We start from the raw sequence: 25,337 nt of genomic DNA on the forward strand, positions 1-25,337 counted from the left end.
CCGGGCGCACGGTGCCGCTGTACAGGGGGTGTACAGCTTATGTACGGAAATCATCCCCCTGTCAGACGTAAAAACGCCCGGCGGTTTGCGGCTACCGGGCGTTTCAATTTTCGCGTTCTGACTGGCCTCAGGCCACTGCAGCGGCAAAGCCCGTGTGATAGAGCGAGGTCAGCTCTTCAAGGCTTGCTTCGCTCGACCCGAACCGCACCGTATCGCCGGTGAACTTGCCCACCGTCGTGATGGTGACACCGGCCTTGCCCGCCTCGGTCATCAACCATTCGGCCTGATCGAAATTGCAGGCGATCAGATAGCGCGCCTGATCCTCGCCGAACAAGTCGGGCGTCTGATCACTGTCGAGATGCACGCCAACGCCGGCCCGTTCGGCCAGTTCGAACGCGGCCATCGCCAGCCCGCCGTCCGACAGGTCGGTGCAGGCTTTGATGTGTTCCCGGTTTGCGCGGATGAAATCGCCGTTCTTCTTCTCGGCATCCAGATCGACCGCAGGCGCATCGCCTTCCTCGCGGGAAAACACTTCGGCCAGCAGCGCGGACTGACCAAGATGACCGGCACTCTCGCCGATCAGCAGCGCCACATGGCCGTCACGCACCTCGCAGCCGATGATGTCGTTTGGAGAGTTGATAATGCCCACCGCGCCGATGGTCGGGGTCGGCAGAATGCCGGTGCCATCGGTTTCATTGTAAAGCGAGACGTTGCCTGAGACGATTGGCATATCAAGGGCCAGACAGGCCGCGCCGATGCCTTTGATCGCGCCGACGAACTGGCCCATGATCTCGGGTTTTTCCGGGTTGCCAAAGTTCATGTTGTCGGTTGTTGCCAAAGGCTTGGCGCCCACGGCTGTGAGATTGCGATAGGCTTCGGCCACCGCCTGTTTGCCGCCCTCAACCGGGTTGGCCTTGACGTAGCGCGGGGTCACGTCGCTGGTAAAGGCCAGCGCCTTGTCCGTGCCATGCACCCGGATGATCCCGGCGCCAAGACCCGGCGTGCGGGCGCTGTCGGCCATGACCATCGTATCATACTGCTCGTAAACCCAGTTCTTCGCCGCGTAATTCGGGGATTCCAGCAGGATCTTGAGCGCATCGATGGGATCGACCTGCGGCACATCCGCCAGCGGTTCCGCTGCCGGGGTCTCAACCCAGGGGCGGTCGTATTCGGGCGCGGTGCTCGATAGTTTCGAAAGCGGCAGATCGGCTTTGACCTCGCCATCCAGCATGATGAGGAAACGGTCTTCTGCAATGGTCTCACCAACGATGGCAAAATCCAGATCCCACTTGTCGAACACGGCCTTGGCTTCGGCTTCTTTCTCGGGACGCAGCACCATCAGCATACGTTCCTGCGATTCAGAGAGCATCATTTCATAGGCGGTCATGTTCTCTTCGCGCACCGGAACCTTTTCCAGATCGAGCCGCACGCCAAGACCGCCCTTGTCGCCCATTTCCACGGCGGAACAGGTGAGGCCAGCAGCCCCCATATCCTGAATCGAGATCACCGCCCCGGTCTGCATCAGCTCGAGCGTGGCCTCCATCAGGCGCTTCTCGGTAAAGGGGTCGCCAACCTGAACAGTGGGGCGCTTTTCTTCAATCGTGTCGTCGAACTCGGCCGAGGCCATGGTCGCACCGCCAACCCCGTCGCGACCCGTCTTGGCCCCAAGGTAGACAACCGGCATGCCCAAGCCTGACGCGGCCGAGTAAAAGATCTTGTCCGCATCGGCCAGACCGGCGGCAAAGGCATTGACGAGACAATTGCCATTATAGGCCGCGTGGAAACGCACTTCGCCGCCCACGGTCGGCACGCCGAAACAGTTGCCATACCCGCCGACACCGGCCACCACGCCGTTCACGAGCTGTTTTGTCTTGGGATGGCTTGGTTCACCGAAAGACAGCGAGTTCATTGCCGCAATGGGACGCGCGCCCATGGTGAACACGTCGCGCAGAATGCCACCCACGCCCGTCGCCGCGCCCTGATAGGGTTCAATGTAAGAGGGGTGGTTGTGGCTCTCCATCTTGAAGACCACGGCCTGCCCGTCGCCAATATCCACCACGCCCGCGTTTTCACCCGGACCGCAGATCACTTGCGGGCCTTCGGTCGGCAGGGTGCGCAGCCATTTTTTCGAGGATTTGTAGGAACAATGCTCGTTCCACATGGCTGAAAAGATACCCAGCTCCGTAAAGCTCGGCTCGCGCCCGATGATTTCGAGAATCCGGTCGTATTCATCCGGTTTCAGACCATGAGCGGCTATAAGTTCAGGCGTGATGGCTGGGTCTTGCATCTTTAGTGAATTCCCTCGGAGCTCGTTTCGATGCGCTTGTAGGGCATGGCCGCGTTCGGGAAAAGGGCAAAGCCCCTTGTTGTATGGCCGGATCCGATTTTGCGGGCTGATTTCCCGCGATACGCATCATTAGCGCGCGGCGCGGTTACGCCAAAAAAAAGGCCGAGCACTAAGCTCGGCCAAAGTCCAACAGGGAGGTAGAAAATGACGCGCAACTAGGCGCCTTCATCTTCTGATGTCCATTTATGCGCCACACTTTGTCCGATCAAGGGCGAAGATAGGGGGTCTCCGGCATTCCTGCTATGCAATTTCGGCATAGCTATATTTTTCCCATCTGCCTCAGATGCTTGCGATGTGCAATAATTTCCTCTTGCACGAAATCGCGGAAAACAGAGATCCTTTGCGATTGTCGCAGCTCCTCGGGATAGGCGAGGAAAACAGGTACATCCGCCGATTCGATGTTGGGCAGCACACGGACCAGCTCGGGGAACTCTTCGACAAGGTAATCCGGCAGGATTCCGATACCCAGATTGTTGAGAACGCCCTGAAGAACGCCGAAGTAGTTATTCACCGTCAAAAGCGATCCGGGGTTCATCGACATCAGGTGCTGCACCAGCCACGCCCCCGCAGCCACCTGCGCCGATCCTGCGTGCTGGCAGATCAGACGGTGGTTCGAGATATCCTCGGGTTCGGTGGGCATGCCGTTGCGGTCGATGTATTCTTTCGATGCGTAAAGGAGCATCTGAACGGTCATCAGACGCTTGCGGATCAGGTCGGCCTGGCTGGGTTCTTTCATGCGTATGGCGACATCGGCCTCACGCATGGGCAGGTCAAGCACCCGCTCTTCGAGCATCAGGTCGATCTTCAGACCGGGGTAGCGTTCGTATAGCTTGGGCAGGCGCGGCACCAGCCAGAGCGTGCCGAAGCCGAATGTGGTGGTGACGCGGAGTTCGCCAAAGACCTCGTCCTCGCTGTCGCGAATGCGGGCCGAGGCCGCGTCGAGCCGCTTGCTCATTGAGCGCGTCGCGTCGAACAGCAACTCACCCTGTTCGGTAAGGATCAGCCCGCGGGCATGCCGATGAAACAGGGTTGTGTTCAACGCTTCTTCGAGACCGCGAATCTGTCGGCTGACCGCGGATTGCGAAAGATTGAGGCGGTCGCCCGCATGAGTCAGGCTTCCCGCGTCGGCTACCGCGTGAAAAATTCTGAGTTTATCCCAATCCATTGACGATCCGACCACTTCTTACAAGGCTGTCATTCTATGCTCACGCGCCTATATATTGAGAACTAACAAAACATACAGCAATTGTTGTTGCGTTTACGGAAATCCGGGTTTTCGTCTATACAGGTCATAAATTGTGACCTAATATTGACCAGAACTTGAGCAGTACCGACGTCGGGAGGCGCCGAATGACAGTTCAGAACATCTCGCTAAATGATCGTTTCGACCTGAGCAAAAGCCCGGTGCTGCTCAATGGCACTCAGGCGCTGGTGCGCCTGATACTGATGCAGAAGGAGCGCGACCGGGAAGCGGGACATAACACAGCGGGTCTGGTCACCGGCTATCGCGGGTCGCCCTTGGGCGCGGTCGACATGCAGATGAACAAGGCCGCCAAGCCACTGGCGGAAAATGACATCACCTTTCAATGGGGCCTGAACGAAGACCTCGCGGCAACGGCGCTTTGGGGCGCACAGCAGGCCGAATTGCGCGGCGAAGGCAAGTTCGATGGTGTGTTCGGGCTCTGGTATGGCAAGGGGCCGGGCGTGGACCGGTCCGGCGACGTCGTGCGCCACGCGAATATGGCCGGCGCCAGCGCGCTTGGCGGTGTGCTGATGGCGATGGGCGACGATCACACCGGTGAATCCTCGACCGTGCTGCACCAGTCGGAATGGGCGCTGATGGATGCCTATATGCCTATCGTCTCGCCCGCCGGGGTGCAGGAAATCCTCGATTACGGGATTTATGGCTACGCTTTGTCGCGGTTCTGCGGGCTCTGGGTCGGACTGAAAACGATGAAGGACACGGTCGAGGCGACGTCTGTCGTCGATGGCCGCCCAGACCGGATGCAGCTTGTCACGCCGGATTTCCCGATGCCCGAAGGCGGGCTGAACATCCGTCTGGTCGACACGCCGCATCTTCAGGAAGAACGTGTTATCGATCACAAGCGTTTCGCGGCCGAGGCGTTCGCTCGTGCAAACCGTATCGACAAGCGAATGTGGGGCAAACCCGGTGCCAAGATCGGGTTCGTCGCGGCGGGCAAGAACTGGCTGGATCTGGTCCATGCCATGTCGCTCTTGAACATAACCGAGGATGATGCCGAACGGCTGGGGATCACGACCTACAAGATCGGCCAGACCTTCCCACTGGATATGACCAGCTTCAATGAATGGGCCGAAGGTCTTGATTTGATTGTGGTCGTCGAGGAAAAGCGCAAGCTGATCGAGGTCCAGATCAAGGAAGCGCTCTTTGACGAACGGCGCGGCCGCCGGGTCTATGGCTGGTACAAGGGTGGCGCTGGCGGGATGCACCGGGACGAGCTGTTCCCCACGCGCGGCGCGCTCGATCCGATCATGATCGCGGAAAAACTGGGCGGCATCCTGATCGAGGAAGGTCGCGATACCGATGCGATCAAGGCGGGTATGCAGAACCTATCTGACGCGCGTCGCAACGACAATGCCGAGGATATCGCGGCGCGTCTGCCCTATTTCTGCTCGGGCTGTCCGCATAACACCTCGACCAAGGTGCCCGAAGGGTCTCGTGCCTATGCCGGGATTGGCTGTCACTACATGGCGCAGTGGATGGACCGCTCGACCACCGGCTTCACCCATATGGGCGGTGAAGGTGCGAACTGGATTGGCGAGGCGCCGTTTTCGAAAACGAACCACGTGTTTCAGAACCTTGGCGACGGCACCTATAACCACTCTGGTGTGCAGGCGATCCGGGCCGCCATCGCCGCGAAAACCAATATCACCTACAAGATCCTCTATAATGACGCGGTGGCCATGACGGGCGGCCAGCATAACGAGGGCGATCTTGACGCGCCGCGCATCGCGCAAGAGCTGAAAGCGATGGGAATCAAAAGGGTAGCCGTCGTTTATGATGAAAAGGAAGAACCGGCGCGCGACGGTTTCCCGAAGAATCTCGAATGGCACGAACGCGCCGAAATGGACAAGGTGCAAAAGGAATTCCGCGAGATCGAAGGTGTTTCCGCCATCATCTATGTCCAGACCTGTGCCGCCGAGAAACGCCGCCGTCGCAAGCGCGGGCAATTCCCCGATCCGGACAAGCGCGTGTTCATCAACACCGATGTCTGCGAAGGCTGCGGCGATTGCGGGGTGCAGTCGAACTGCGTCTCGATCGTGCCGAAAGAGACCGAGCTTGGCCGCAAGCGGATGATTGACCAGTCCTCCTGCAACAAAGATTTCTCATGTCTGAAAGGGTTTTGCCCGTCTTTCGTGACGCTGGAAGGGGCAAAGGTAAAGAAAGAGGCAACGACTGAACTCAAGCTGCCCGATCTGCCGGAGCCGGATCTGCCCGCGATCGACGGCACGCATAATGTCGTGATTACCGGCGTTGGCGGCACGGGCGTCGTGACCATCGGCGCGGTGCTGGCACAGGCCGCGCAGATCGACGGCAAGGGCGCGGGCATGATGGAGATGGCGGGCCTCGCTCAAAAGGGAGGTGCCGTGCATATCCATTGCCGGATCGCCGAACGGCCCGAGGATATCAGCGCGATCCGCGTGGCAACGGGCGAGGCGCATGCGCTCATCGGTGGTGATCTGGTGGTCTCGGCCGGGCCCAAAACCCTTGGGCTCACCAAGTCGGGGCAAACCGGCGCAGTAGTCAACAGCCATGAAATCATCACCGGCGACTTTACCCGCAACACCGAATTTGCCTTGCCCTCCGACCGTTTGTCGCTCGCTCTTCAGGCGCGGATGAAGGATCGTTTGGCTCTGTTCGATGCCTCGGATCTGGCAAAAACCACCCTTGGAGATTCGATATTCTCGAACATGATGGTCTTTGGCGGGGCCTGGCAGATGGGGCTTATTCCGTTGAGCTACGAGTCGATCAAGGGCGCGATCGAACTGAACGGCGCGGCGGTCGAGCGGAACCTGCGGGCCTTTGAAATCGGTCGCTGGGCTGTGCTCTTCCCGGAAGAGGTTGAACGTTTGCTTACGCCGAACGTGGTCGAGATGCCGAAAACCGTTGAAGACCGGATCGCCTTCCGCGCAGAGTACCTGACTCAGTATCAGGGCAAACGTCTGGCGAAACGCTATCTCAAGCTGCTTGAAGGAATCAATGATCCCAAGCTGAAAGAGGCGGTCGCGCTCGGCTATCACAAGCTATTGTCTTACAAGGATGAATACGAGGTCGCACGGCTGCTGCTTGAAAGCGATGACAAGGCGCGGCAGGAATTCGACGGCGATTTCAAGATGACGTATCACCTTGCCCCGCCGATCCTTGGCGGGAAGGATGCGAATGGCCGTCCCAAGAAACGCGAATTTGGCGAATGGATGCGTTTCCCGTTGAAAGTGATGACCAAGTTCAAGGGCCTGCGCGGTACGCCGCTGGATATCTTTGGCTATTCCGGCGAGCGGCGCATGGAACGCGCCCTGATCCGTCAATACGAAGCGGATATGAAAGATTTCCTGCGTCACGAAGATCCGGAAACCATGGATGCGCTGGTTGCGCTGGCGCGTTTGCCGCTTGATATCCGCGGCTTTGGCCCGGTGAAAATGGCCAACGAAGCCAAGGCCGCAAAACGGCGTGAGGAATTGCTGATCGCGATCAAGCAGGGGGGCAAAAATCTTTCGCGGGCGGCCGAATAACTGTCACACGCCCGTAACAGAACTGATGCAAAACACCGCAAAGGCCGTTGCTTTGGTCTTTTGCCGGAGTTTCAGATGCAGCAGACCCGCCATATCGCCCGTGACATCAGCTATGCCCACTCCGCTGAAAGTAAGAGCGGCAGGGTATTGATAAGATTGATGGAAAACTCCACCGGGCGGATCAAACTGATCCGCCGCGCGAACGGATATGAACGGGATGTGGCAGCTGGCCGCAGTTTCTGGTCGGTGATGGCCGAGCGCTACGGTCTCACGCTGAACGTTATCCGCGGCTCTCTCGCCGCGATTCCCCGGGATCGGCCGCTGATCCTGATCGCGAACCATCCCTACGGCATCCTCGACGGTCTGATGATGGGCCATATCTTAAGCGAGACGCGCGGCGATTTTCGAATTCTGGCGCATCAGGTGTTCCGCAAGGCCGAGGATCTGAACCGCGTCATTCTTCCGATCAATTTCGACGGCACCAAGGAAGGCACCGCGCAGAATATCGAGACCCGCAAAGACGCGCTAAGCTATCTGGGGCGCGGCGGCGCCATTGGCATCTTTCCCGGCGGGACCGTCAGCACCAGTGCCAAACCGTTTTCCAAACCGATGGACCCGGGCTGGCGCAGTTTTACAGCCCGCATGGTTGCCAAGTCGGACGCGGTAGTCGTGCCGGTATTTTTCGACGGTCACACGTCGCGCCTGTTCCAGATCGCAAGCCATCTGCACGTGACCTTGCGCATGGGTTTGCTCATCAAAGAATTCAGGAAACGCGTCGATACGCCTGTAAACATCGTGATCGGCGACCCCATCGACCGTGACGTTCTGGACCCGCTTGCGCGTGATTCAAAAGCGATGATGGATTTCCTTCGAAAAGCCACGTATGACCTGTCTCCAACGCCGCTGAGAGCGGATGAAATTGGATTCGAGTTCGAGGAACGGCATCGCGCCCGCGCATAGATGGCAATTGGCATTTTTGATTCCGGACTGGGCGGTCTTACCGTCTTTGACGCCGTGCAGAAGCGACTGCCGGACGTTGATTTCCTTTATTATGCGGACAGTGCCAACGCGCCATACGGGGTGCGGGAATCTGACGATATCTACAACCTGACGGTCGCCGCAGTCGAACGCATGTGGGCGCTTGGCTGCGATCTTGTGATTCTCGCCTGTAATACGGCGAGTGCGGCGGCGCTGCGCCGGATGCAGGAGGGTGGTCTGCCGCCGGGCAAAAGGGTGCTTGGCGTGTTCGTGCCGCTGATCGAGGCGATGACAGAGCGCCAGTGGGGCGATAATTCGCCCCCGCGCGAAGTCGCAGTGCAGCACGTGGCGCTGTTCGCGACCCCTGCGACCGTTGCAAGCCGGGCTTTCCAGCGTGAACTCGCTTTTCGGGCCATCGGTGTCGACGTCGAGGCGCAGGCTTGCGGCGGCGTCGTGGATGCCATTGAAGATGGTGACATGATCCTTGCCGAGGCGCTGGTGCGCAGCCATGTTGACGCGTTGAAACGCAAGATGCCGAGGCCCGAAGCGGCGGTTCTGGGCTGCACCCATTACCCCTTGCTGCAATCGGTGTTCCAAAAAGCTCTTGGCGAGGATGTGGCAGTCTACAGTCAGGCCAATCTGGTGGCCGAAAGCCTTGCCGATTACCTGACCCGCCATCCCGACATGCTGGGAAGCGGTGCGCCGGGGTTCGTGACGACCGGGAAGCCGACAAAGGTGAGCGATCGGGCGACACAGTTTCTCCGACGACAGATCCGGTTTGAGGCGGCCTGACCGCCAGCGTCTTTCCGGCGGTGACGCCGAACCCAGTTGAACTATAGAATGAAAAGGTCTGACATGACCCATAAAATCGCAATTCTCGGGGCGTCCGGATACACCGGTGCCGAACTGATCCGGCTGATCGCCGGTCATCCCAACATGGAAATCGTTGCGCTGTCGGGCGAGCGTAAGGCCGGCATGGACATGGCCGAGGTGTTTCCGCACCTCCGCCACATGGATCTTCCCGTTCTTTGCAAGATCGAGGAAATCGATTTTTCGAATGTTGATTTCTGCTTCTGCGCCCTGCCGCACAAGACCAGTCAGGAAGTGATCCGGGACCTCCCTAAAACGCTTAAGATCGTTGATCTTTCAGCGGATTTCCGGCTGCGTGATCCCGAAGCCTACAAGAAGTGGTATGGCAACGATCACGCCGCCTTGGAGCAACAGGGCGAGGCGGTCTACGGGCTGTCCGAGTTCTATCGCGATGAGATCAAAGGGGCACGGCTGGTCGCGGGCACCGGGTGTAACGCGGCAACGGGCCAGTTCGCGCTGAGGCCCCTCATTTCCGCCGGTGTTATCGACCTCGACGAGATCATCCTCGACATGAAATGCGCGGTTTCCGGCGCAGGGCGGTCGCTCAAGGAAAACCTGCTCCATGCCGAGCTGAGCGAAGGTTATAACGCCTATGCCATCGGCGGCACACACCGGCATCAGGGGGAATTCGATCAGGAGTTCTCCAAGATCGCCGGACGGCCCGTGCAGGTTCAGTTCACACCGCACCTTATGCCCGCGAACCGGGGTATCCTTGCGACAACTTACGTCAAGGGCGATGCACAGGCGATCTACAAAGCGCTGAGCGAGGCCTATGCGGATGAACCCTTTATCGAAATGCTGCCCTTTGGGACAGCGCCCAGCACCCATCACGTGCGCGGCTCGAACTTTGTTCATATCGGTGTGACCGGTGACCGGATCGAAGGCCGCGCCATGGTGATTGTGGCGCTGGATAACCTGACAAAAGGTAGCAGCGGTCAGGCGTTGCAAAACGCCAATCTGATGTTAGGTGAAGAGGAGACAGCGGGGCTGATGATGGCGCCGCTTTTCCCGTGAGAAGCGCATGAAAAGCCTCAAGAAACAGCGTCGGATTCAGGTCATCGCCGTGGCGGCGGTGGCCCTGGTGTTGAGCACGGGGCTGATCGGCTATGCGATGCGCGACGGCATCAACTTTTTCCGCGCGCCGAGTCAGGTGATCGCCGAACCGCCCGAACCGGGCGAAGTTTTCCGGATTGGCGGGCTTGTCGAAGAAGGCTCGATCCAGCGCGGGCAGGGTGAAGAGATCCGCTTTGTCGTGACCGATGGCGGTGCCTCGGTGCCAGTGGTCTTTGCCGGTGTACTGCCGGACCTTTTTGCCGAGAACCAAGGCATGGTGGGTACCGGACGTTACGTCAATGGTATCTTTGAAGCCTCTGAGATTCTTGCCAAACACGATGAAACCTACATGCCCAAAGAGGTTGTCGACGCACTTAAAGAGCAGGGCGTCTACAAGGATCCGAACGACGGCTAAGGCTTCCCGTGAAAATGGAACGCGCGATCTGGTTTGCGGCTGTTAACCAGATCGCGCGCAGTTTCCCCGCTGAATTTGCGAGGGAAACGCCATGCAGACAGTCCGAGAAATTGCCGAGGCTATTGTCGACCGGGAAGGCGGATTCGTGAACGATCCGGACGATCCCGGCGGGGCGACCAACCACGGTGTCACGATCCATACGATGCGCAGGCTTGGCCTTGACCTGACCGGGGATGGGATCGTCGGTGTGCAGGATGTGCGTGCGCTCACTCGCGATCAGGCGGTCGACATCTTTATCAAGCATTACTTTGAGCGACCGCGCATCGCCGAAATGCCGGTCGAACTGCAGCCCAGTCTTTTCGACATGTACGTGAATGCCGGAGCGAATGCGGTGAAAATCCTGCAACGGCTGCTGAGGGATATGGGCTATCAGGTCACTGTCGACGGGGCGATTGGTCCGCAGACGCTTGCCGCCGTTCTGCACGCGGCAAGCCCGGATGCGATCGTGCTTCGCGATGCCTATGGGGTGGCGCGTCGCAACTATTACTTCCGTCTCGCCGATGCGCGCGTGGCCAGCCGCAAATACGCCCGCACCCGCGCGGGCGGCAAGGGCGGCTGGATCAAGCGGGCCGAGGAATTCATCTCGGCCTGCTACCACATGAGCGACAGTGAATTCAGCGAAAGGATCTCGGCATGGGCTTAATCAACGGGCTGACCAACCTGCTTTTCGGCGGCGGCAGCAATGCGGTGCGGGACACGGTTGAAGTGTTCCGTGAAAATGCCGAGGCCCGCGCGATCCGCAGTGCCGGGATACAGGAACAGGCGATGGCCGAATTCGGTGCCGAATTCGCCCGGCCAAACAGCGGCGGGTTCGACCGGTTCATGGACGGGGTCAATCGCATCCCGCGCCCGGCGCTTGCCCTTGGTACGCTGGGGCTTTTTGTCGTCGCTATGGTTGATCCGCTTTGGTTCGCGGCCAGAATGCAGGGAATCGCCCTGGTGCCTGAACCTATGTGGTGGCTTCTGGGGGTGATCGTTTCATTCTATTTCGGTGCCCGGCACCAGGTGAAGAACCAGAGTTTCCAGCGTGAAATAGCCGTGACCATGGCCCGTGTGCCCGACGTCATGCGCAATATCGCCGAACTGAAGGAAATGCGGGCCGAAACGCCCGGCGTTGCGGATACCGGGTCTGATGCGCAGCTGTCGATCGCGTCGGTTCACCCGGGAGACAACCCCGCCTTGGAAAGCTGGCGCGCCCTGCGACAGACCTGAAGGGAACCAAGGGCCGCGACAATGTGATCCGCTTGGGCGACGGTTAACCATTGGCCGCGCCCGGTCGCGGGATTATAGAGGGGCATGGTTACTGAACTCGGGCACTTTGCCCTGATCCTCGCCTTTGTTGTTGCCATCGTGCAGATGGTGGTTCCGATGATCGGTGCGCAGCGGCGCTGGTCCGGGTGGATGGCCGTGGCCGAACCGGCGGCGAATATCCAGTTCCTGATGACCGCCTTTGCCTTTGGCGCGCTGATGCATGCCTTTATCACCTCGGACTTTTCACTCCGGCTGGTGGTCGAGAACAGCCATTCCGCCAAACCGATGATCTACAAGATCAGCGGTACATGGGGGAACCACGAAGGTTCGATGCTGCTCTGGGTGCTGATCGTCACGCTGTTCGGCGCCACGGCGGCGTGGTTCGGGGGCAACCTGCCGCCAACTCTGCGCGCGCGGGTGCTTTCCATTCAGGCGGCCATCGCGGTTGCCTTCTTTGCCTTTATCCTCTTCACGTCGAACCCGTTCATCCGCTTGGCGGTGCCGCCGTTCGACGGTCAGGATCTGAACCCGCTGTTGCAGGACCCGGGGCTCGCCTTTCATCCCCCCTTCCTCTACCTCGGCTATGTCGGGCTGAGCATGGCCTATTCCTTTGCCGTGGCTGCGCTGATCGAAGGCCGGGTCGATGCGGCATGGGCCCGCTGGGTGCGGCCATGGACGCTGGCGGCGTGGATCTTCCTGACCATCGGGATCGGCCTTGGATCCTGGTGGGCCTATTACGAACTCGGCTGGGGCGGTTTCTGGTTCTGGGACCCGGTGGAGAATGCTTCTTTCATGCCGTGGCTGCTTGCCGCTGCGCTGCTGCATTCCGCCATCGTTGTCGAGAAACGGGAAAGCCTGAAAAGCTGGACGATCCTCTTGGCGATCCTTGCCTTTGGCTTTTCCTTGATCGGCACCTTTATCGTTCGCTCCGGGCTGCTGACCAGCGTTCATGCTTTTGCCAATGACCCTGAACGTGGCGTCTTTATCCTGATCATCCTGGCCTTCTTTACGGGCGGTGCGCTGACGCTCTTTGCGGCGCGTGCCAACGCGATGGAGGCCAAGGGCGTATTCGCCATGCTCAGCCGGGAAAGCGCACTGGTCGCGAATAACATCATGCTGGCAGTCGGCTGTTTCGTGGTGTTTGTCGGGACACTCTGGCCGATGGTGGCCGAGATGCTGTTCGACCGTAAACTCTCGGTCGGGCCGCCGTTTTTCGAATTGGCCTTCACGCCCTTCATGGTGGTGCTTGGCCTGATTTTGCCGGTTGGCGCGCTGCTTCCGTGGAAGCGCGCGCGGATCAAGCGGACATTGTATTCCTTGCGCTATGTCTTCGCGGCCGCGGTCCTGCTGGCCGGGCTGGTCTGGACGCTGCAAAGCGGACGGTCGCTGCTGGGTCCAATCGGGCTTTTCCTCGGGGCTTGGGTTGTAGGGGGCGCTTTGGTCGATCTCTGGATCCGGGCCGGTCGCACCCCAGCGCGTCTTTTGCGCCTGCCGCGGGCTGACTGGGGCCGGGGCGTCGCGCATGCGGGGCTTGGCGTCACCATCTTTGCCATCGCTGGTCTTATAGCGTGGGAACAGGAAGACATCCGCGTGGCCCAGCTTGGCGACAGTTTCGATGTCGGTGCCTTCCAGTTGACGCTGCAAAAGGTCGAGGAAGGCCGCGGGCCGAACTACTTTACGACGCAAGGCACAGTCGATCTTTCGCAAAACGGGCGGCTGCTTGCGGAATTGCACCCGGAAAAACGGGTCTACCCGGTGGCGCAGATGCCCACCACCGAAGCCGCGATCGATTACCGTTTTCTGCGCGACGTCTATGTCGTTATCGGTGATCAGCAGGATAACGGTGGGTGGGTGATCCGTACCTATATCAAGCCCTTCGCCAACTGGATCTGGGGCGGCATTCTGATGATGGGCTTTGGCGGCTTCCTTTCGCTGACCGACAGACGTTTCAGGGTCGCGGCGGGCGCGCGGCGTCAGGCACGTGCGGTGGCGGCTGAATGAGACGGCTCGCGCGCATAATCGCCGGTGCGGCTCTCGCCATGCTGATGGCGCTGCCGGTGGCAGCGGTACAGCCGGACGAGGTGCTCGACGATCCGGCGCTCGAGGCGCGCGCCCGGGAATTGTCTAAGGGGCTGCGATGCCTTGTCTGCCGCAATGAAAGTATCGATGAAAGCAACGCAGACCTTGCCCGCGACCTGCGCCTGTTGCTTCGCGAACGGCTTGTTGCAGGCGATTCCGACGCCGAGGCCATCGATTACATCGTCGACAGGTTCGGAGAATACGTGCTCTTGCAGCCGACGGTCAACGGCTCCAACTGGCTGCTATGGGCGGCGGGGCCGCTGATGCTGATCCTCGCGGGCGGTGTCGCGGTTGTCTACCTGAGAGGCCGGGCAAAAATCGAAGCGCCGGACAACGCCCTGACCGCCAGTGAAGAAGCGCGTCTGCGCGAAATTCTCGACAAGTAACGCGCGGTTTCGCTTTTCTCTGCCGGGACCTTACGGCAGTTTACTGGCGACGCGACTGACGCGAAAAGGGGAGCCGCATGGACTATCAGACAATCACAGTTGAAACGACCGATGGCGTTGCCATCATCTCGCTGAACCGGCCGGACAAGATGAACGCGATGAACGGCCAGATGCGGGCTGAACTGCCCCATGCGATCAAGGCCGCCGAAGAGAACGCGCGGGTCATCGTGATCACCGGTTCGGGACGTGCCTTTTGCACTGGGCAGGACCTTGGCGATACCGGCGATGCAACCAATCTGGATCTGGAACGGACACTGCGGGATGAATACGGCCCGATGCTCGAGGCGATCTACGATTGCAAACTGCCAACGATTGCCGCCGTTAACGGACCGGCAGCGGGGGCTGGTGCGAGTCTCGCACTGACAGCCGACGTGGTGATTGCGACGGAAAGCGCCTATTTCCTTCAGGCCTTTACGCGGATCGGCTTGTTGCCAGATGCGGGGGGCACGTGGTTTATGCCGCGCCAGATGGGTATGGCCAAGGCAATGGGCGCGGCCTTGTTTGCCGACAAGATTTCTGCCCGCCAAGCCGACGACTGGGGCATGATCTGGGAGGCGGTCGCCGATGAGGAGTTCGACGCGCATTGGCGCAAGCGGGCTGCGCATCTGGCGAACGGACCGACGCAGGCCTACCGCGCCGTTAAACAGGCGATCCGGGGCAGCTTTGAAAGCGATCTGCCCGATCAGCTTGCCACCGAAGCGCATCTTCAGGGGCAATGTGGCAAGAGCCGTGATTTTCAGGAAGGCGTCGTCGCCTTTATGGAAAAACGCCCCGCAAAGTTCGAAGGCCGGTAACAGAGCTACCGAAGTTCAGGGCATCGATACCGTCGGTGTCTTGAAAAGCGGGATCGTCATTGTCGCATCCGTTTACGTCTGGCAAAAGCGCAGCGCTTTCCAGTCAGTTGCGCGGGAATTTCAGAGGATCGCCAAAGGCATCTATTCGGAACGTGTCGCTCTTTTCGCGCGTATCCAGGCGATCAGGGCGCAAGGTCCGAATTTTTTCCTTGCGGGGTCAAGAGGTTCTTGTCGCCCGAAGCCGCAGTGAATGGCGCAAAGGCCGATAAGCCCGGTACCGCCTAGTAGGATTAGTTCAATCATCACAACTTTCCGAAAACTGGTAAGAAATATCCTTTCAGGTTAACGGCATTTTAACCAATCCGGGAAGTTAAACATTGTGAAATGGTTAACGGGCAGAGTCCGGACGGAAAAAAGCCCCGCAGTTTGGCTGCGGGGCTTTGTCTTGGAAAGGCTGTGGATCAGCGGCTTTCGATATCGGTGTAGTTCCGCTCGGTCTCGCCCAGGTACAGCTGGCGCGGGCGACCGATCTTGTTTTGGGGATCGCCGATCATTTCCTTCCACTGGGAAATCCAGCCCACGGTGCGCGACAGCGCAAAGATCGGCGTGAACATCGAGGTCGGGAAACCCATCGCTTCGAGGATGATCCCGGAGTAGAAATCGACGTTCGGGAAGAGTTTGCGGTCGACAAAGTAGTCGTCTGCCAGCGCCTGCTTCTCGAGCTCTTTCGCGACGGCGAGGATCGGGTTGTTTTCAACGCCCAAGAGGTCGAGCACTTCGTCCGCAGACTGCTTCATCACCTTCGCACGCGGGTCGAAGTTCTTATAGACGCGGTGGCCAAAGCCCATCAGGCGGAACGGATCGTCCTTGTCCTTGGCACGGGCGAGGAACTCGGGGATGCGGTCCGGGGTGCCGATTTCCTTGAGGCTTTCCAGCGCGGCCTGGTTTGCCCCACCATGGGCCGGGCCCCAGAGACAGGCGATACCGGCAGCGATACAGGCGAACGGGTTTGCGCCCGAGGACGAAGCCAGACGCACGGTCGAGGTGGAGGCGTTCTGCTCGTGATCGGCATGCAGGGTAAAGATCCGGTCCATCGCGCGGGAAAGGATCGGATTGACTTCGTATTCCTCGGCAGGAACGGCAAAGCACATGCGCAGGAAGTTCGACGCATAGTCGATGTCGTTGCGCGGCGACACAAAGGGCTGACCGATCGTATACTTGTAGGCCATCGCAGCGATTGTCGGCATCTTGGCGATCATGCGGATCGAGGCGACCTCGCGCTGCCACGGATCGTTGATGTCGGTACTGTCGTGATAGAAGGCGGACATCGCACCGACAACGCCGACCATGATCGCCATCGGGTGCGCGTCACGACGGAAACCACGGAACAGGTAATGCATCTGCTCGTGCAGCATCGTGTGCATGGTCACGCGCTGTTCGAAATCTTCCAACGCGGCGGGCGAGGGCAGTTCACCGTAAAGCAGCAGGTAGCAGACCTCGAGGTAATGGGATTTCTCGGCCAGCTGGTCGATGGGATAGCCACGGTGAAGCAGCTCGCCCTTGTCGCCATCGATGAAGGTGATGGTGCTGTCGCAGCTGGCGGTCGAGGTGAAACCGGGATCGTAGGTGAATACACCGGCTTGGGAATAAAGCTTACGGATGTCCAGAACGTCGGGGCCGGCCGTTGGCGACAAAATTGGCAGATCGTAAGTCTGACCATTCAGACTCAGCTGGGCAGTTTTCTTTTGGTCGGTCATGTTTTCTAACTTCCTCTTACGTATGCAGAACCGCATATGCGGCCTGCCCGGACATTGCTGAGCGCTGCAATCGGCTCAGTTCGTATCTGCGGCGTGTTACCCAAGTGTGAACATCAGGCGTCGGCGGCCGCGTCGCTAAATCTGGCGAGCACCTCGTCCCGGCCCAGAACCAGCATCATGTCGAAGACAGAGGGCGTAACGGCCCGGCCTGCAAGCGCCGCCCGAAGCGGTCCGGCGAGTTTCCCGAATTTGGTCTCCCGCGCCTCTGCAAAGCTGTTCAGCACCGCCTCTAAATCGTCACGCTCCCAGCTAACACTTTGCAATTGCGGCGTCAATTCTGTCAGCATGCCCTCGGGCGCGCCTGCCAGCGCCTTTTGCGCCTTGTCATCCATCTCCAGCGGCCGGGAAGCGAGAACAAAATGAGCCTTTTCAAGAAGTTCCGGAAAGGTTTTGGCACGGTCTTTCAGGCAGTACATGGCGCGCTCAAGCCCGTCTGCCTGCGCGTCAGTTAGCGGCGAAAGCTCGGCGGCCGCGAGGTATTCTTGGATTTCCTGCCGCAGTGCGGCATCCTCTTCGATGGCAATATGCTGGCCGCAGAGATTTTCCAGTTTCTTGACGTCGAAACGGGCCGGGCTCTTGCCGATGCCGCCCAGATCGAACCACTCTTTTGCCTGTTCATCGGTAAAGAATTCGTCGTCGCCATGGCTCCAGCCAAGCCGCGCAAGGTAGTTGCGCATGCCCGAGGCCGGGTAGCCCATGGCCTGGTATTCCTGCGCGCCGAGGGCGCCGTGTCGTTTGGACAGTTTCTTGCCGTCCGGGCCGTGGATCAGCGGGATATGCGCCCAGACTGGTGGCTCCCATCCCATCGCTTGGTAAATCATCATCTGGCGCGCGGCATTGTTGAGGTGGTCGTCGCCCCGGATTACATGGGTCACACCCATGTCATGGTCGTCCACCACCACGGCGAGCATATAGACAGGCGTTCCATCGCTGCGCAAAAGCACCATGTCGTCAAGCTGGTCGTTACGGATCGTGACATCGCCCTGAACTTCGTCCCTGATGACGGTTGTCCCGTCGAGCGGCGCCTTGATCCGCACGACGTATGGCGCCTCAGGGTGCGTATCGGGTGACGCGTCGCGCCAGGGCGACCGGAACAGGGTCGAACGGCCCTTGGCCTTGGCGCTTTCGCGGAATTCTGCGATTTCTTCCTGCGTGGAAAAGCACTTGTAGGCCTTGCCTTGATCCAGAAGCTGAAGCGCGACCTCGGCATGGCGACCGGCCTGTTCGAACTGGCTGACCACCTCGCCATCATGATCGAGTCCGAGCCAAGCCATGCCCTGAAGGATCGCAGCCGTCGCTTCGGGTGTCGAACGCGCCCGGTCTGTATCTTCGATCCTCAAGAGGAACTTGCCGCCACGTCCACGGGCATAAAGCCAGTTGAAAAGCGCCGTGCGGGCGCCGCCGATATGCAGAAAGCCTGTAGGAGAAGGGGCAAAACGGGTGACAACCGTGTCGGACATAAGGAGGATTTACCTTTTGGTAAGCAAGGGAGTTCTACTGTTGGCGCCTGTCTAGCGGCCAGAAAGGCGGGGGGCAAGCATGCGCACCTTGATGCGGGCGCTGGTCCGGATCGATACCGCTCTCTTCAAGCAACGCGGCCATCTGTTCCCCTGGGTCCCGGTGGCAATGGCAATTGGCATCGGCACCTATTTTGGATTGCAAAGCGAACCCGCGCTGGCAAGCTATCCGATCATCGGCATGCTCACGGTGTTTATCGGGTCTCTCACGTGGCGCTTTCCGGGCAGCTGGTCGCCTTTCGGCTGGGGCATCTGCCTGATCGCGCTGGGGTTCTGCATCGCAGGTGCGCGTGCGCACATGGTTTCAGCACCGGTCATGAAATGGCGCTATTACGGCGCGGTCGAGGGCCGCGTCGTGGCGCTGGACCGGTCGGCGTCAGATGCGGTTCGGGTCACGCTTGACGACGTTCGGCTTGAGAATTTTCCGATTAAAGCCCTACCGGAACGTCTGCGGCTTTCGCTGCACGGTCCAGATGCCGATTTGCGGCCGGGTCTGCGGATCATGACGACGGCACATATGTCTCCGCCACAAGGCCCGGTGGAACCCGGCGGTTTCGATTTCAGGCGTCATGCGTGGTTTCAGCGTCTGGGTGGGGTCGGCTATACCCGTGTGCCGGTTCTGACCATCGCGCCGCCCGAGGAAGGGATCGCGGGGCTTCGGATCTTTGCGTTGCGCATGGCCATTTCCAGCCATGTCCGACAGGTATTGGCGGGCGATACCGGTGGCTTTGCGGCGGCGGTCACGACCGGCGACCGCAGCGGCGTACATCAAGCCACCCTCGATGCCCTGCGGACCAGCAACCTTGCGCATCTTCTGGCGATTTCCGGTCTTCATATGGGGCTGCTCTCGGGCTTTGTTTTCGGCAGCTTGCGGCTTGGGCTTGCAGCGATACCTCCGCTTGCCCTGCGCTGGCCTGTCCGCAAGATCGCGGCTATTGGCGCGCTGATTGCGGCGACCGGATATCTGGCACTCTCGGGGGGCAATGTTGCCACGGAACGCGCTTATGTGATGGCGGCGGTCATCCTGTTTGCGGTGCTTGTTGACCGGCGCGCTTTTTCCCTGCGCGCGGTGGCTCTGGCCGCGTTGATCGTGCTTACGCTGCGTCCAGAGGCGCTCTTGGGGCCCGGTTTCCAGATGTCCTTCGCAGCCACCACTGCGCTGGTCGGGGTCTTTGGCGCGATCCGAGACGCCAATCTGCCTCGCTTGCCAACTTGGGCGCGGCCCGTGATCGGCGTGATGCTGTCATCCGCCATTGCCGGTGCCGCGACCGCGCCAATCGGGGCTGCGCATTTCAACAGCCTCTCGCATTATGGGCTTATCGCCAATCTGGTCTCGGTTCCGGTGATGGGGGCGCTTGTCGTTCCGGCAGCGGTTCTCGCATTTCTTCTAACGCCTCTTGGCCTCGACTGGATCGGGCTATGGGTGATGGGGGTCGGCCTCGATTGGATTCTTGGCGTCGCGCATTGGGTATCGGCGCTGTCCGGAGCGCAAAGCTTTGTGCCGCGCCCGGACCCGGTTGTTCTACCGATGCTGGTGCTTGGTCTGCTTTTCGTGATCCTTTGGCAAGGGCGATTGCGGCTTGTGGGGTTTGCGCCGGCCGGCCTGGCATTGATGATCTGGGGGCAGGCCGAGCGCCCGGCTGTTCTGGTTGCCGATACGGGATCAATCGTGGGGGTGATGACAAGCGAGGGCCGCGCGCTTAGCAAGCCGCGCGGGTCGGGATTCATCGCTTTGAACTGGCTTGAGAATGATGGTGATGGCGCGGATCAGGCAAAGGCCGCCGAACGATGGCCGGTGCAGGATAGTTGGGTTCGATCCATCGCTTTCCAGAACGGTGAAATCGTCCATGTGAACGGCAAAAGAGCGGCGGCCGAGTTCAAGTCGTGCCGCCCGGATCAGATCGTGATTTCCTCGGTAAAGCTGCAGATCGACGGTGGGTGCAGGATTTACGACCCGGATCATCTCGAAGAAACAGGCAGCCTCGCCATAAGCGGCAACAAGATCACCTCGGCGCGTGAGGTCAGCGGAAGGCGCATCTGGAACACGCCTCCCGCTTCGCGATAGCTCAATAGGTGCGGATCAGACCGACAAGCTTTCCTTGAACCTTGACCATGTCTTCCGGGTAGACGCGGGTTTCGTAAGCCGGGTTTGCCGCTTCGAGTGCGATGGAGCGGCCGCTGCGCTTGAACCGTTTCAGGGTCGCTTCCTGATCCTCGATCAGGGCAACGACGATATCGCCATTATCGGCCGAGGACGTTTCGCGGATAACGACCACGTCGCCATCGTTGATCCCGGCCTCGATCATGGAATCGCCTTTGACTTCAAGAGCATAGTGTTCGCCCGAAGAAGCCAGCATCGAATTTGGCACAGATACCTGATGCGATACTTCGCTGATCGCGGCGATAGGTACACCCGCGGCAATACGGCCCATCACAGGCAGGTCTGTCGCGCTGGCTATCACGGGTTCCGCATTGGCTGGGCGTGACACGTCAGGTTTGTCCCCGTCAATGACCCTCGGGGTAAAGCCAGAGCTGCTTTCGCCGCCAAGGCTTTCCGGCAGCTTCACGATCTCGATCGCGCGGGCCCGATGCGCCAGCCGCCGGATAAAGCCACGTTCCTCAAGCGCCGTGATCAGGCGGTGGATGCCGGATTTGGATCGCAGATCAAGCGCCAGCTTCATCTCGTCAAAGCTTGGCGGAACGCCATCTTTTTGCATCCGTTTGTGGATAAATTCGAGCAAATCCAATTGCTTTTTTGTTAGCATCGTACGCCCTCTACACCATTTGTTTACGTTTGTTCTATCCTTGTTCTTGTTTTGTGTCAACGATTTGCGCGACTACAAGGATCAATAGGTCATCAGAGGGGGAGGTAGGCGATCTCTTCACCAGCGGCGCGGGCAGGGTCGTGCGGAGGACGGAGCAACAATGCATTCGCTGCTGCAAGAACGGTGAGTAAGGAACTGTCCTGATTGTCAAAAGCCGTGATTTCACCGCTCTCGACAACGGCTCGCATGTAATGTTCGCGAGGGCCGTTCGGCCCGATCGATTCAGCGATCCGCGCGCGCAGCGTGCGGGGCATCTCGATGCCCAAGCCAAGCATGGCTCGGATCATCGGCGCGACAAACAGATAGCCGCAGACCATCGCAGAGACCGGGTTGCCGGGAAGGCCGACCATCGCCGCCTTGCCAAGCCGTCCGGCCATCAGGGGTTTGCCAGGCCGCATCGCGATCTTGTAAAATGACCGGTCCATACCAAGCTCTGCCGCCACCTGCGCGACGAGATCGTGATCACCGAATGAGGCACCGCCGATGGTCACCACGAGATCCGCGTCGCGGGCCAGGCCGAATGTAGTCTTTAACGAGGCCGGCGTATCGCTGGCAATCGGCAGGACACGTACCTCGGCCCCCAGTTCTTGAAGCATCGCCCTGAGGCCAAAGGTATTTGAAACAATGATCTGATCCGCCGTCGGCTCTTCGCCGGGCATGACAAGTTCATCGCCAGTAGAGATCAGCGCGACAATGGGGCGGCGGGTAACCGGGACAACCGGCACATTCATCGACGCCAGTAGAGCGATTTCTTGCGGGCGCAGGCGGCGCGGCGCTTCTATCGTCGTTCCGGTGGAGAAATCAGCACCTTGCGGGCGGATGTTGGTCTTGGTGCCGGGGTCGTCGGTGATGGTGATCAGCCGATCCTTGGCGCTGACATCTTCTTGAATCACGACGAAATCGGCTCCCTCAGGGACCGGCGCGCCGGTGAAGATGCGCACGGCCTGGCCCGGGCCGACGCTGCCGTCAAAGGCATGACCGGCGGCGGCTTCTCCAATGACCTGAAACATCGCGTGACGTTCAACCTCGTCCGCTCTGACCGCATAGCCATCCATCGATGACGCATCGAAAGGCGGCTGATTGCGGCGCGCCACGATCTCGCGGGCAAGGACGCGGCCGTTGGCCCGGGACAAGGGAATGTCTTCGACATCCAGCGGAGAAACCAGTTTGAACAGCAGCGACCGGGCTTCTTCGACCGAGATCATTTGGCTTCGTAACGCCCTGATTTGCCGCCGTCCTTCAGCACCACACGGATGCCGCCGATTTCCATTGCCTTGTCCACGGCTTTGGCCATGTCATAGACGGTGAGGGCAGAGGTGCTGACCGCCGTCAACGCCTCCATTTCCACACCGGTCTGGCCGGTTGTTTTGACAGTGGCGGTTATGCGCACACCCGGCAGATCCGCATCCAGTTCAAGGTCGATACTGACCTTGGTGATCGGCAGAGGGTGGCAAAGCGGAACAAGCTCGGGTGTCTTCTTCGCCCCCATAATACCCGCGAGCCGGGCGACGCCCAGAACATCGCCTTTCTTGGCCCGACCTTCGGAGATGATTTCAAAGGTTTCGCGGGCCATTTTCACCCATCCTTCGGCCGTCGCGACACGCGCGGTCGACGGTTTATCCGACACATCGACCATATGCGCGTCGCCCTTGGCGTCGAAATGGGTCAGGGACATCAGAACGCCCCGGCAGTGAGCGGGTTGGCAAGCAGGGCGGTTGTCGCGACTTCGACGTCCTCCTGACGCATCAGGCTCTCGCCGATCAGGAAGGTCCGAACGCCGTAGCGCGCCATTTCTGCAAGATCGTCGGGCGTATTCAGTCCGCTTTCGCTCACGATCATCCTGTCGGCAGGCACGTGTTTGGCAAGTTTACGCGTTACGTCAAGCGAGGTCTCGAAGGTGTTCAGGTCGCGGTTGTTTATGCCGATCATCCGGCTTTCCAACAGGGCGGCGCGTTCAAGCTCTTTGGCGTCATGCACTTCGATGAGCACGTCCATACCCCATTCCAAGGCAGTCTTCTCAAGCTCAAGCGCTTGTGCGTCGCTTACACTTGCCATGATGATCAGGATGCAATCCGCCCCAAGGCTGCGCGCTTCGACCACCTGATAGGGGTCGTACAGGAAGTCCTTGCGCAGGACGGGCAGGGAGCAGGCGCTGCGGGCCTGCGTGAGAAAGCTCTTGTCGCCTTGAAAGGAAGGCGTGTCGGTCAGGACGGAAAGACAGGTGGCGCCGCCATTTTCATAGGCTTGAGCAAGTGCGGCGGGATCGAAGTCGGGGCGGATCAACCCTTTGGACGGGCTGGCCTTCTTGATCTCGGCGATCAAACCGTAGGATTCGTTGATCGCCTGGCTCAGCGCGTCGGCAAAGGGACGCACCGGATCGGCGGACCGCGCCAGCGCCTCTACTTCTTCCAGAGGCGTCTCTGCTTTGTCAGCGGCGATTTCCTCCAGTTTGTAGGCTTTGATCTTGTCGAGGATGGTTGGCATATTCTTAACCTTGGGTAATGCGGGCCACAGCCGCGATTTTGGCCTTGGCAGCACCGCTGTCGATGCTCTCGGCGGCCTTTTCCACCCCTTCTTTCAGATCGCCGACCGCATCCGCAACCACCAGTGCGGCGGCCGAGTTAAGAAGCACGGCGTCGCGATAGGCCGAGGGCGCGCCATCCAGCAGGTCGCGCAGCGCGGTAGCATTCTCGGCAGGCGTGCCGCCGATAATATCATTGAAATCATGCTCGGGAAGCCCGGCATCCTCGGGGTGCAGTTCGATCTCGGTGATGGCGCCATCGTCAAGCTGTGCAACCCAACTCACACCGGCGATGCTTAGTTCATCTGTACCGTCCGAGCCGTGGACCAGCCACGCCTTTTCGGACCCCAGCTGTCCCAGAACTTCGGCCATCGGGCGGATCAGGTCGCGTGAGAAGGTTCCGGTCAGCTGTCGTTTGACACCGGCCGGATTTGTCAGCGGGCCAAGGATGTTGAACATGGTGCGCGTGCCAAGCTCCGCGCGAACCGGTCCGACATGAGCCATCGCCGGATGGTGCATCGGTGCCATCATAAATCCTATACCGGCCTCTTTCAGAGACTTTTCAATCAGCTGCGGGCCGATCATCACCTTGATGCCCATCTCGCTCAGCGCATCGGCAGAACCTGATTTGGACGACAGGTTGCGGTTGCCGTGCTTGGCGACAACAACGCCGGCACCTGCAACGACAAAGGCCGTCGCGGTCGAAATGTTCAGGGTGCCTTTGCCATCGCCGCCGGTGCCAACAATGTCCATCGCGCCCGCCGGGGCGGAAACCGGGTTGCATTTTGCACGCATTACGGCGGCGGCAGCGGCGTATTCATCCACTGTTTCCCCGCGCGTGCGCAGAGCCATCAGCAGCCCGCCGATCTGGCTGGGCGTTGCTTCCCCTGCGAAGAGAATGCCAAAGGCTTGTTCCGCTTCCTCACGTGTCAGGGCGCGATCCGCCGCGGCGCCGATCAAGGGCTTGAGTTCGTCGCTCATGCGGGGACTTTCATCATATTCAGGAAATTCTGCAGCAGCGCGTGCCCGTGTTCCGAGGCAATCGACTCGGGGTGAAACTGAACGCCTTGGATGGGAAGCTCGCGATGGGCCAGGCCCATGATCGTCCCGTCATCCAGCGCGGCGGTTACTTCGAGACAATCGGGCAGGCTCTCGCGTTCGACTACAAGCGAATGGTACCGCGTGGCCGCGAAAGGCGACGGAAGACCGGCAAATACGCCTTTGTTTTCGTGATGGATTTCGCCCATTTTGCCGTGAACGATCTGATCTGCCCGAACGACCTTGCCACCGAATGCCTGACCGATGGTCTGATGGCCAAGACAGACACCCATAAGGGGGATGCGGGTTTCGGCCGCTGCTTCGGTCAGCGCAAGGCAGATGCCGGCCTGATCCGGATCACAGGGGCCGGGTGACAGCAGGATCGCCTCGGGACGCATCGCCATCGCGCTCTGCACATCGAGCGCATCGTTGCGCTTGACCACAACCTCGGCGCCCAATTCCCCTAGAAAGTGAACGAGGTTGTAGGTAAAACTGTCATAGTTGTCGATCAGCAGCAGCATACAGGTATTCGGTCGATAATGGGTAGAGGCACGCC

Annotated in this window: 21 protein-coding genes; 11 read left to right on the forward strand and 10 right to left on the reverse strand. The window is 59.9% G+C overall.

Features of this window, described 5'->3' with window-relative positions; genetic code table 11:
* Window positions 1-127: 127 nt before the first annotated feature.
* Entirely contained in the window at window positions 128-2,287 is a 2,160-nt protein-coding gene (gene purL, locus MF268_RS12670) for a phosphoribosylformylglycinamidine synthase subunit PurL (protein ID WP_238371235.1), read from the reverse strand.
* A 319-nt stretch (window positions 2,288-2,606) separates the two neighbouring features.
* Entirely contained in the window at window positions 2,607-3,512 is a 906-nt protein-coding gene (locus tag MF268_RS12675) for a LysR family transcriptional regulator (protein WP_238371236.1), read from the reverse strand.
* 185 nt (window positions 3,513-3,697) lie between these two features.
* Here MF268_RS12675 and MF268_RS12680 point away from each other — a divergent pair, with 185 nt between their 5' ends.
* The 10 genes from MF268_RS12680 to MF268_RS12725 all read left to right on the forward strand — a co-directional run bounded on the left by MF268_RS12680 (window position 3,698) and on the right by MF268_RS12725 (window position 15,063).
* Entirely contained in the window at window positions 3,698-7,117 is a 3,420-nt protein-coding gene (locus MF268_RS12680; protein WP_238371237.1) for an indolepyruvate ferredoxin oxidoreductase family protein, read from the forward strand.
* A gap of 75 nt (window positions 7,118-7,192) precedes the next feature.
* Complete coding sequence (locus MF268_RS12685; protein ID WP_238371238.1) at window positions 7,193-8,077, forward strand: lysophospholipid acyltransferase family protein; 885 nt, start codon at window positions 7,193-7,195, stop codon at window positions 8,075-8,077.
* On the forward strand, window positions 8,078-8,887 hold the full coding sequence (gene murI / locus MF268_RS12690) for a glutamate racemase (protein ID WP_238371239.1): 810 nt from the start codon (window positions 8,078-8,080) through the stop codon (window positions 8,885-8,887). It begins immediately after the preceding gene.
* Between the two features lie 63 nt (window positions 8,888-8,950).
* The gene (gene argC, locus MF268_RS12695) at window positions 8,951-9,979 is read left to right on the forward strand and encodes an N-acetyl-gamma-glutamyl-phosphate reductase (protein ID WP_238371240.1); all 1,029 of its coding nucleotides are present in this window, start codon (window positions 8,951-8,953) and stop codon (window positions 9,977-9,979) included.
* A 7-nt stretch (window positions 9,980-9,986) separates the two neighbouring features.
* Window positions 9,987-10,433 carry a cytochrome c maturation protein CcmE gene (gene ccmE / locus MF268_RS12700; protein ID WP_238371241.1) on the forward strand — a complete coding sequence of 149 codons (447 nt, stop codon included), beginning with the start codon at window positions 9,987-9,989 and terminating at the stop codon, window positions 10,431-10,433.
* Between the two features lie 91 nt (window positions 10,434-10,524).
* Window positions 10,525-11,136, forward strand: a complete 612-nt coding sequence (locus tag MF268_RS12705) for a holin-associated N-acetylmuramidase (RefSeq protein ID WP_238371242.1) — start codon at window positions 10,525-10,527, stop codon at window positions 11,134-11,136.
* Window positions 11,127-11,705: a holin family protein gene (locus MF268_RS12710; RefSeq protein ID WP_238371243.1), complete on the forward strand. Its 579-nt coding sequence runs from the start codon at window positions 11,127-11,129 to the stop codon at window positions 11,703-11,705. Before MF268_RS12705 ends, MF268_RS12710 begins: the two co-directional genes overlap by 10 nt.
* An 84-nt stretch (window positions 11,706-11,789) precedes the next feature.
* Window positions 11,790-13,745: a heme lyase CcmF/NrfE family subunit gene (locus MF268_RS12715; protein WP_238371244.1), complete on the forward strand. Its 1,956-nt coding sequence runs from the start codon at window positions 11,790-11,792 to the stop codon at window positions 13,743-13,745.
* Window positions 13,742-14,209: a cytochrome c-type biogenesis protein gene (locus MF268_RS12720; RefSeq protein WP_420485434.1), complete on the forward strand. Its 468-nt coding sequence runs from the start codon at window positions 13,742-13,744 to the stop codon at window positions 14,207-14,209. The genes MF268_RS12715 and MF268_RS12720 overlap by 4 nt, the downstream gene beginning before the upstream one ends.
* A gap of 77 nt (window positions 14,210-14,286) precedes the next feature.
* Window positions 14,287-15,063 carry an enoyl-CoA hydratase-related protein gene (locus MF268_RS12725; RefSeq protein WP_238371245.1) on the forward strand — a complete coding sequence of 259 codons (777 nt, stop codon included), beginning with the start codon at window positions 14,287-14,289 and terminating at the stop codon, window positions 15,061-15,063.
* A gap of 461 nt (window positions 15,064-15,524) precedes the next feature.
* On the opposite strand, the gene gltA is transcribed toward MF268_RS12725, so the two are convergent.
* Together gltA and gltX are read right to left on the reverse strand one after the other, a co-directional pair.
* Window positions 15,525-16,820, reverse strand: coding sequence for a citrate synthase (gltA, locus tag MF268_RS12730; RefSeq protein WP_238371246.1), 1,296 nt, complete (start codon window positions 16,818-16,820; stop codon window positions 15,525-15,527).
* A gap of 113 nt (window positions 16,821-16,933) precedes the next feature.
* The gene (gltX, locus tag MF268_RS12735; protein ID WP_238371247.1) at window positions 16,934-18,340 is read right to left on the reverse strand and encodes a glutamate--tRNA ligase; all 1,407 of its coding nucleotides are present in this window, start codon (window positions 18,338-18,340) and stop codon (window positions 16,934-16,936) included.
* A 79-nt stretch (window positions 18,341-18,419) separates the two neighbouring features.
* Here gltX and MF268_RS12740 point away from each other — a divergent pair, with 79 nt between their 5' ends.
* Complete coding sequence (locus MF268_RS12740; protein ID WP_238371248.1) at window positions 18,420-20,462, forward strand: ComEC/Rec2 family competence protein; 2,043 nt, start codon at window positions 18,420-18,422, stop codon at window positions 20,460-20,462.
* Between the two features lies 1 nt (window position 20,463).
* On the opposite strand, the gene lexA is transcribed toward MF268_RS12740, so the two are convergent.
* The 6 genes from lexA to MF268_RS12770 all read right to left on the reverse strand — a co-directional run bounded on the left by lexA (window position 20,464) and on the right by MF268_RS12770 (window position 25,302).
* Entirely contained in the window at window positions 20,464-21,162 is a 699-nt protein-coding gene (gene lexA, locus MF268_RS12745; protein ID WP_238371249.1) for a transcriptional repressor LexA, read from the reverse strand.
* Window positions 21,163-21,254: 92 nt separating this feature from the next.
* Entirely contained in the window at window positions 21,255-22,427 is a 1,173-nt protein-coding gene (locus MF268_RS12750) for a molybdopterin molybdotransferase MoeA (RefSeq protein ID WP_238371250.1), read from the reverse strand.
* The gene (gene moaC, locus MF268_RS12755; RefSeq protein WP_238371251.1) at window positions 22,424-22,897 is read right to left on the reverse strand and encodes a cyclic pyranopterin monophosphate synthase MoaC; all 474 of its coding nucleotides are present in this window, start codon (window positions 22,895-22,897) and stop codon (window positions 22,424-22,426) included. Before moaC ends, MF268_RS12750 begins: the two co-directional genes overlap by 4 nt.
* Window positions 22,897-23,706, reverse strand: coding sequence for an indole-3-glycerol phosphate synthase TrpC (trpC, locus tag MF268_RS12760; protein WP_238371252.1), 810 nt, complete (start codon window positions 23,704-23,706; stop codon window positions 22,897-22,899). The genes moaC and trpC overlap by 1 nt, the downstream gene beginning before the upstream one ends.
* A gap of 4 nt (window positions 23,707-23,710) precedes the next feature.
* On the reverse strand, window positions 23,711-24,724 hold the full coding sequence (gene trpD / locus MF268_RS12765; protein WP_238371253.1) for an anthranilate phosphoribosyltransferase: 1,014 nt from the start codon (window positions 24,722-24,724) through the stop codon (window positions 23,711-23,713).
* Window positions 24,721-25,302, reverse strand: coding sequence for an anthranilate synthase component II (locus MF268_RS12770; RefSeq protein ID WP_238371254.1), 582 nt, complete (start codon window positions 25,300-25,302; stop codon window positions 24,721-24,723). The genes trpD and MF268_RS12770 overlap by 4 nt, the downstream gene beginning before the upstream one ends.
* Window positions 25,303-25,337 lie beyond the last annotated feature (35 nt).

Source organism: Heliomarina baculiformis (genome assembly GCF_019966545.1).
Classification (GTDB): Bacteria; Pseudomonadota; Alphaproteobacteria; order Rhodobacterales; family Rhodobacteraceae; genus Heliomarina; species Heliomarina baculiformis.

Bases quoted from the DNA above. Each gene is read 5' to 3' on its own strand.
- gltA (WP_238371246.1), bottom strand. From the start codon at position 16,820: ATGACCGACCAAAAGAAAACTGCCCAGCTGAGTCTGAATGGTCAGACT.
- purL (WP_238371235.1), bottom strand. From the start codon at position 2,287: ATGCAAGACCCAGCCATCACGCCTGAACTTATAGCCGCTCATGGTCTG.
- MF268_RS12675 (WP_238371236.1), bottom strand. From the start codon at position 3,512: ATGGATTGGGATAAACTCAGAATTTTTCACGCGGTAGCCGACGCGGGA.
- lexA (WP_238371249.1), bottom strand. From the start codon at position 21,162: ATGCTAACAAAAAAGCAATTGGATTTGCTCGAATTTATCCACAAACGG.
- MF268_RS12710 (WP_238371243.1), top strand. From the start codon at position 11,127: ATGGGCTTAATCAACGGGCTGACCAACCTGCTTTTCGGCGGCGGCAGC.
- argC (WP_238371240.1), top strand. From the start codon at position 8,951: ATGACCCATAAAATCGCAATTCTCGGGGCGTCCGGATACACCGGTGCC.
- gltX (WP_238371247.1), bottom strand. From the start codon at position 18,340: ATGTCCGACACGGTTGTCACCCGTTTTGCCCCTTCTCCTACAGGCTTT.
- MF268_RS12725 (WP_238371245.1), top strand. From the start codon at position 14,287: ATGGACTATCAGACAATCACAGTTGAAACGACCGATGGCGTTGCCATC.
- MF268_RS12750 (WP_238371250.1), bottom strand. From the start codon at position 22,427: ATGATCTCGGTCGAAGAAGCCCGGTCGCTGCTGTTCAAACTGGTTTCT.
- MF268_RS12770 (WP_238371254.1), bottom strand. From the start codon at position 25,302: ATGCTGCTGCTGATCGACAACTATGACAGTTTTACCTACAACCTCGTT.
- ccmE (WP_238371241.1), top strand. From the start codon at position 9,987: ATGAAAAGCCTCAAGAAACAGCGTCGGATTCAGGTCATCGCCGTGGCG.
- MF268_RS12740 (WP_238371248.1), top strand. From the start codon at position 18,420: ATGCGCACCTTGATGCGGGCGCTGGTCCGGATCGATACCGCTCTCTTC.
- trpD (WP_238371253.1), bottom strand. From the start codon at position 24,724: ATGAGCGACGAACTCAAGCCCTTGATCGGCGCCGCGGCGGATCGCGCC.
- MF268_RS12705 (WP_238371242.1), top strand. From the start codon at position 10,525: ATGCAGACAGTCCGAGAAATTGCCGAGGCTATTGTCGACCGGGAAGGC.
- MF268_RS12685 (WP_238371238.1), top strand. From the start codon at position 7,193: ATGCAGCAGACCCGCCATATCGCCCGTGACATCAGCTATGCCCACTCC.
- MF268_RS12720 (WP_420485434.1), top strand. From the start codon at position 13,742: ATGAGACGGCTCGCGCGCATAATCGCCGGTGCGGCTCTCGCCATGCTG.
- murI (WP_238371239.1), top strand. From the start codon at position 8,078: ATGGCAATTGGCATTTTTGATTCCGGACTGGGCGGTCTTACCGTCTTT.
- moaC (WP_238371251.1), bottom strand. From the start codon at position 22,897: ATGTCCCTGACCCATTTCGACGCCAAGGGCGACGCGCATATGGTCGAT.
- MF268_RS12715 (WP_238371244.1), top strand. From the start codon at position 11,790: ATGGTTACTGAACTCGGGCACTTTGCCCTGATCCTCGCCTTTGTTGTT.
- trpC (WP_238371252.1), bottom strand. From the start codon at position 23,706: ATGCCAACCATCCTCGACAAGATCAAAGCCTACAAACTGGAGGAAATC.
- MF268_RS12680 (WP_238371237.1), top strand. From the start codon at position 3,698: ATGACAGTTCAGAACATCTCGCTAAATGATCGTTTCGACCTGAGCAAA.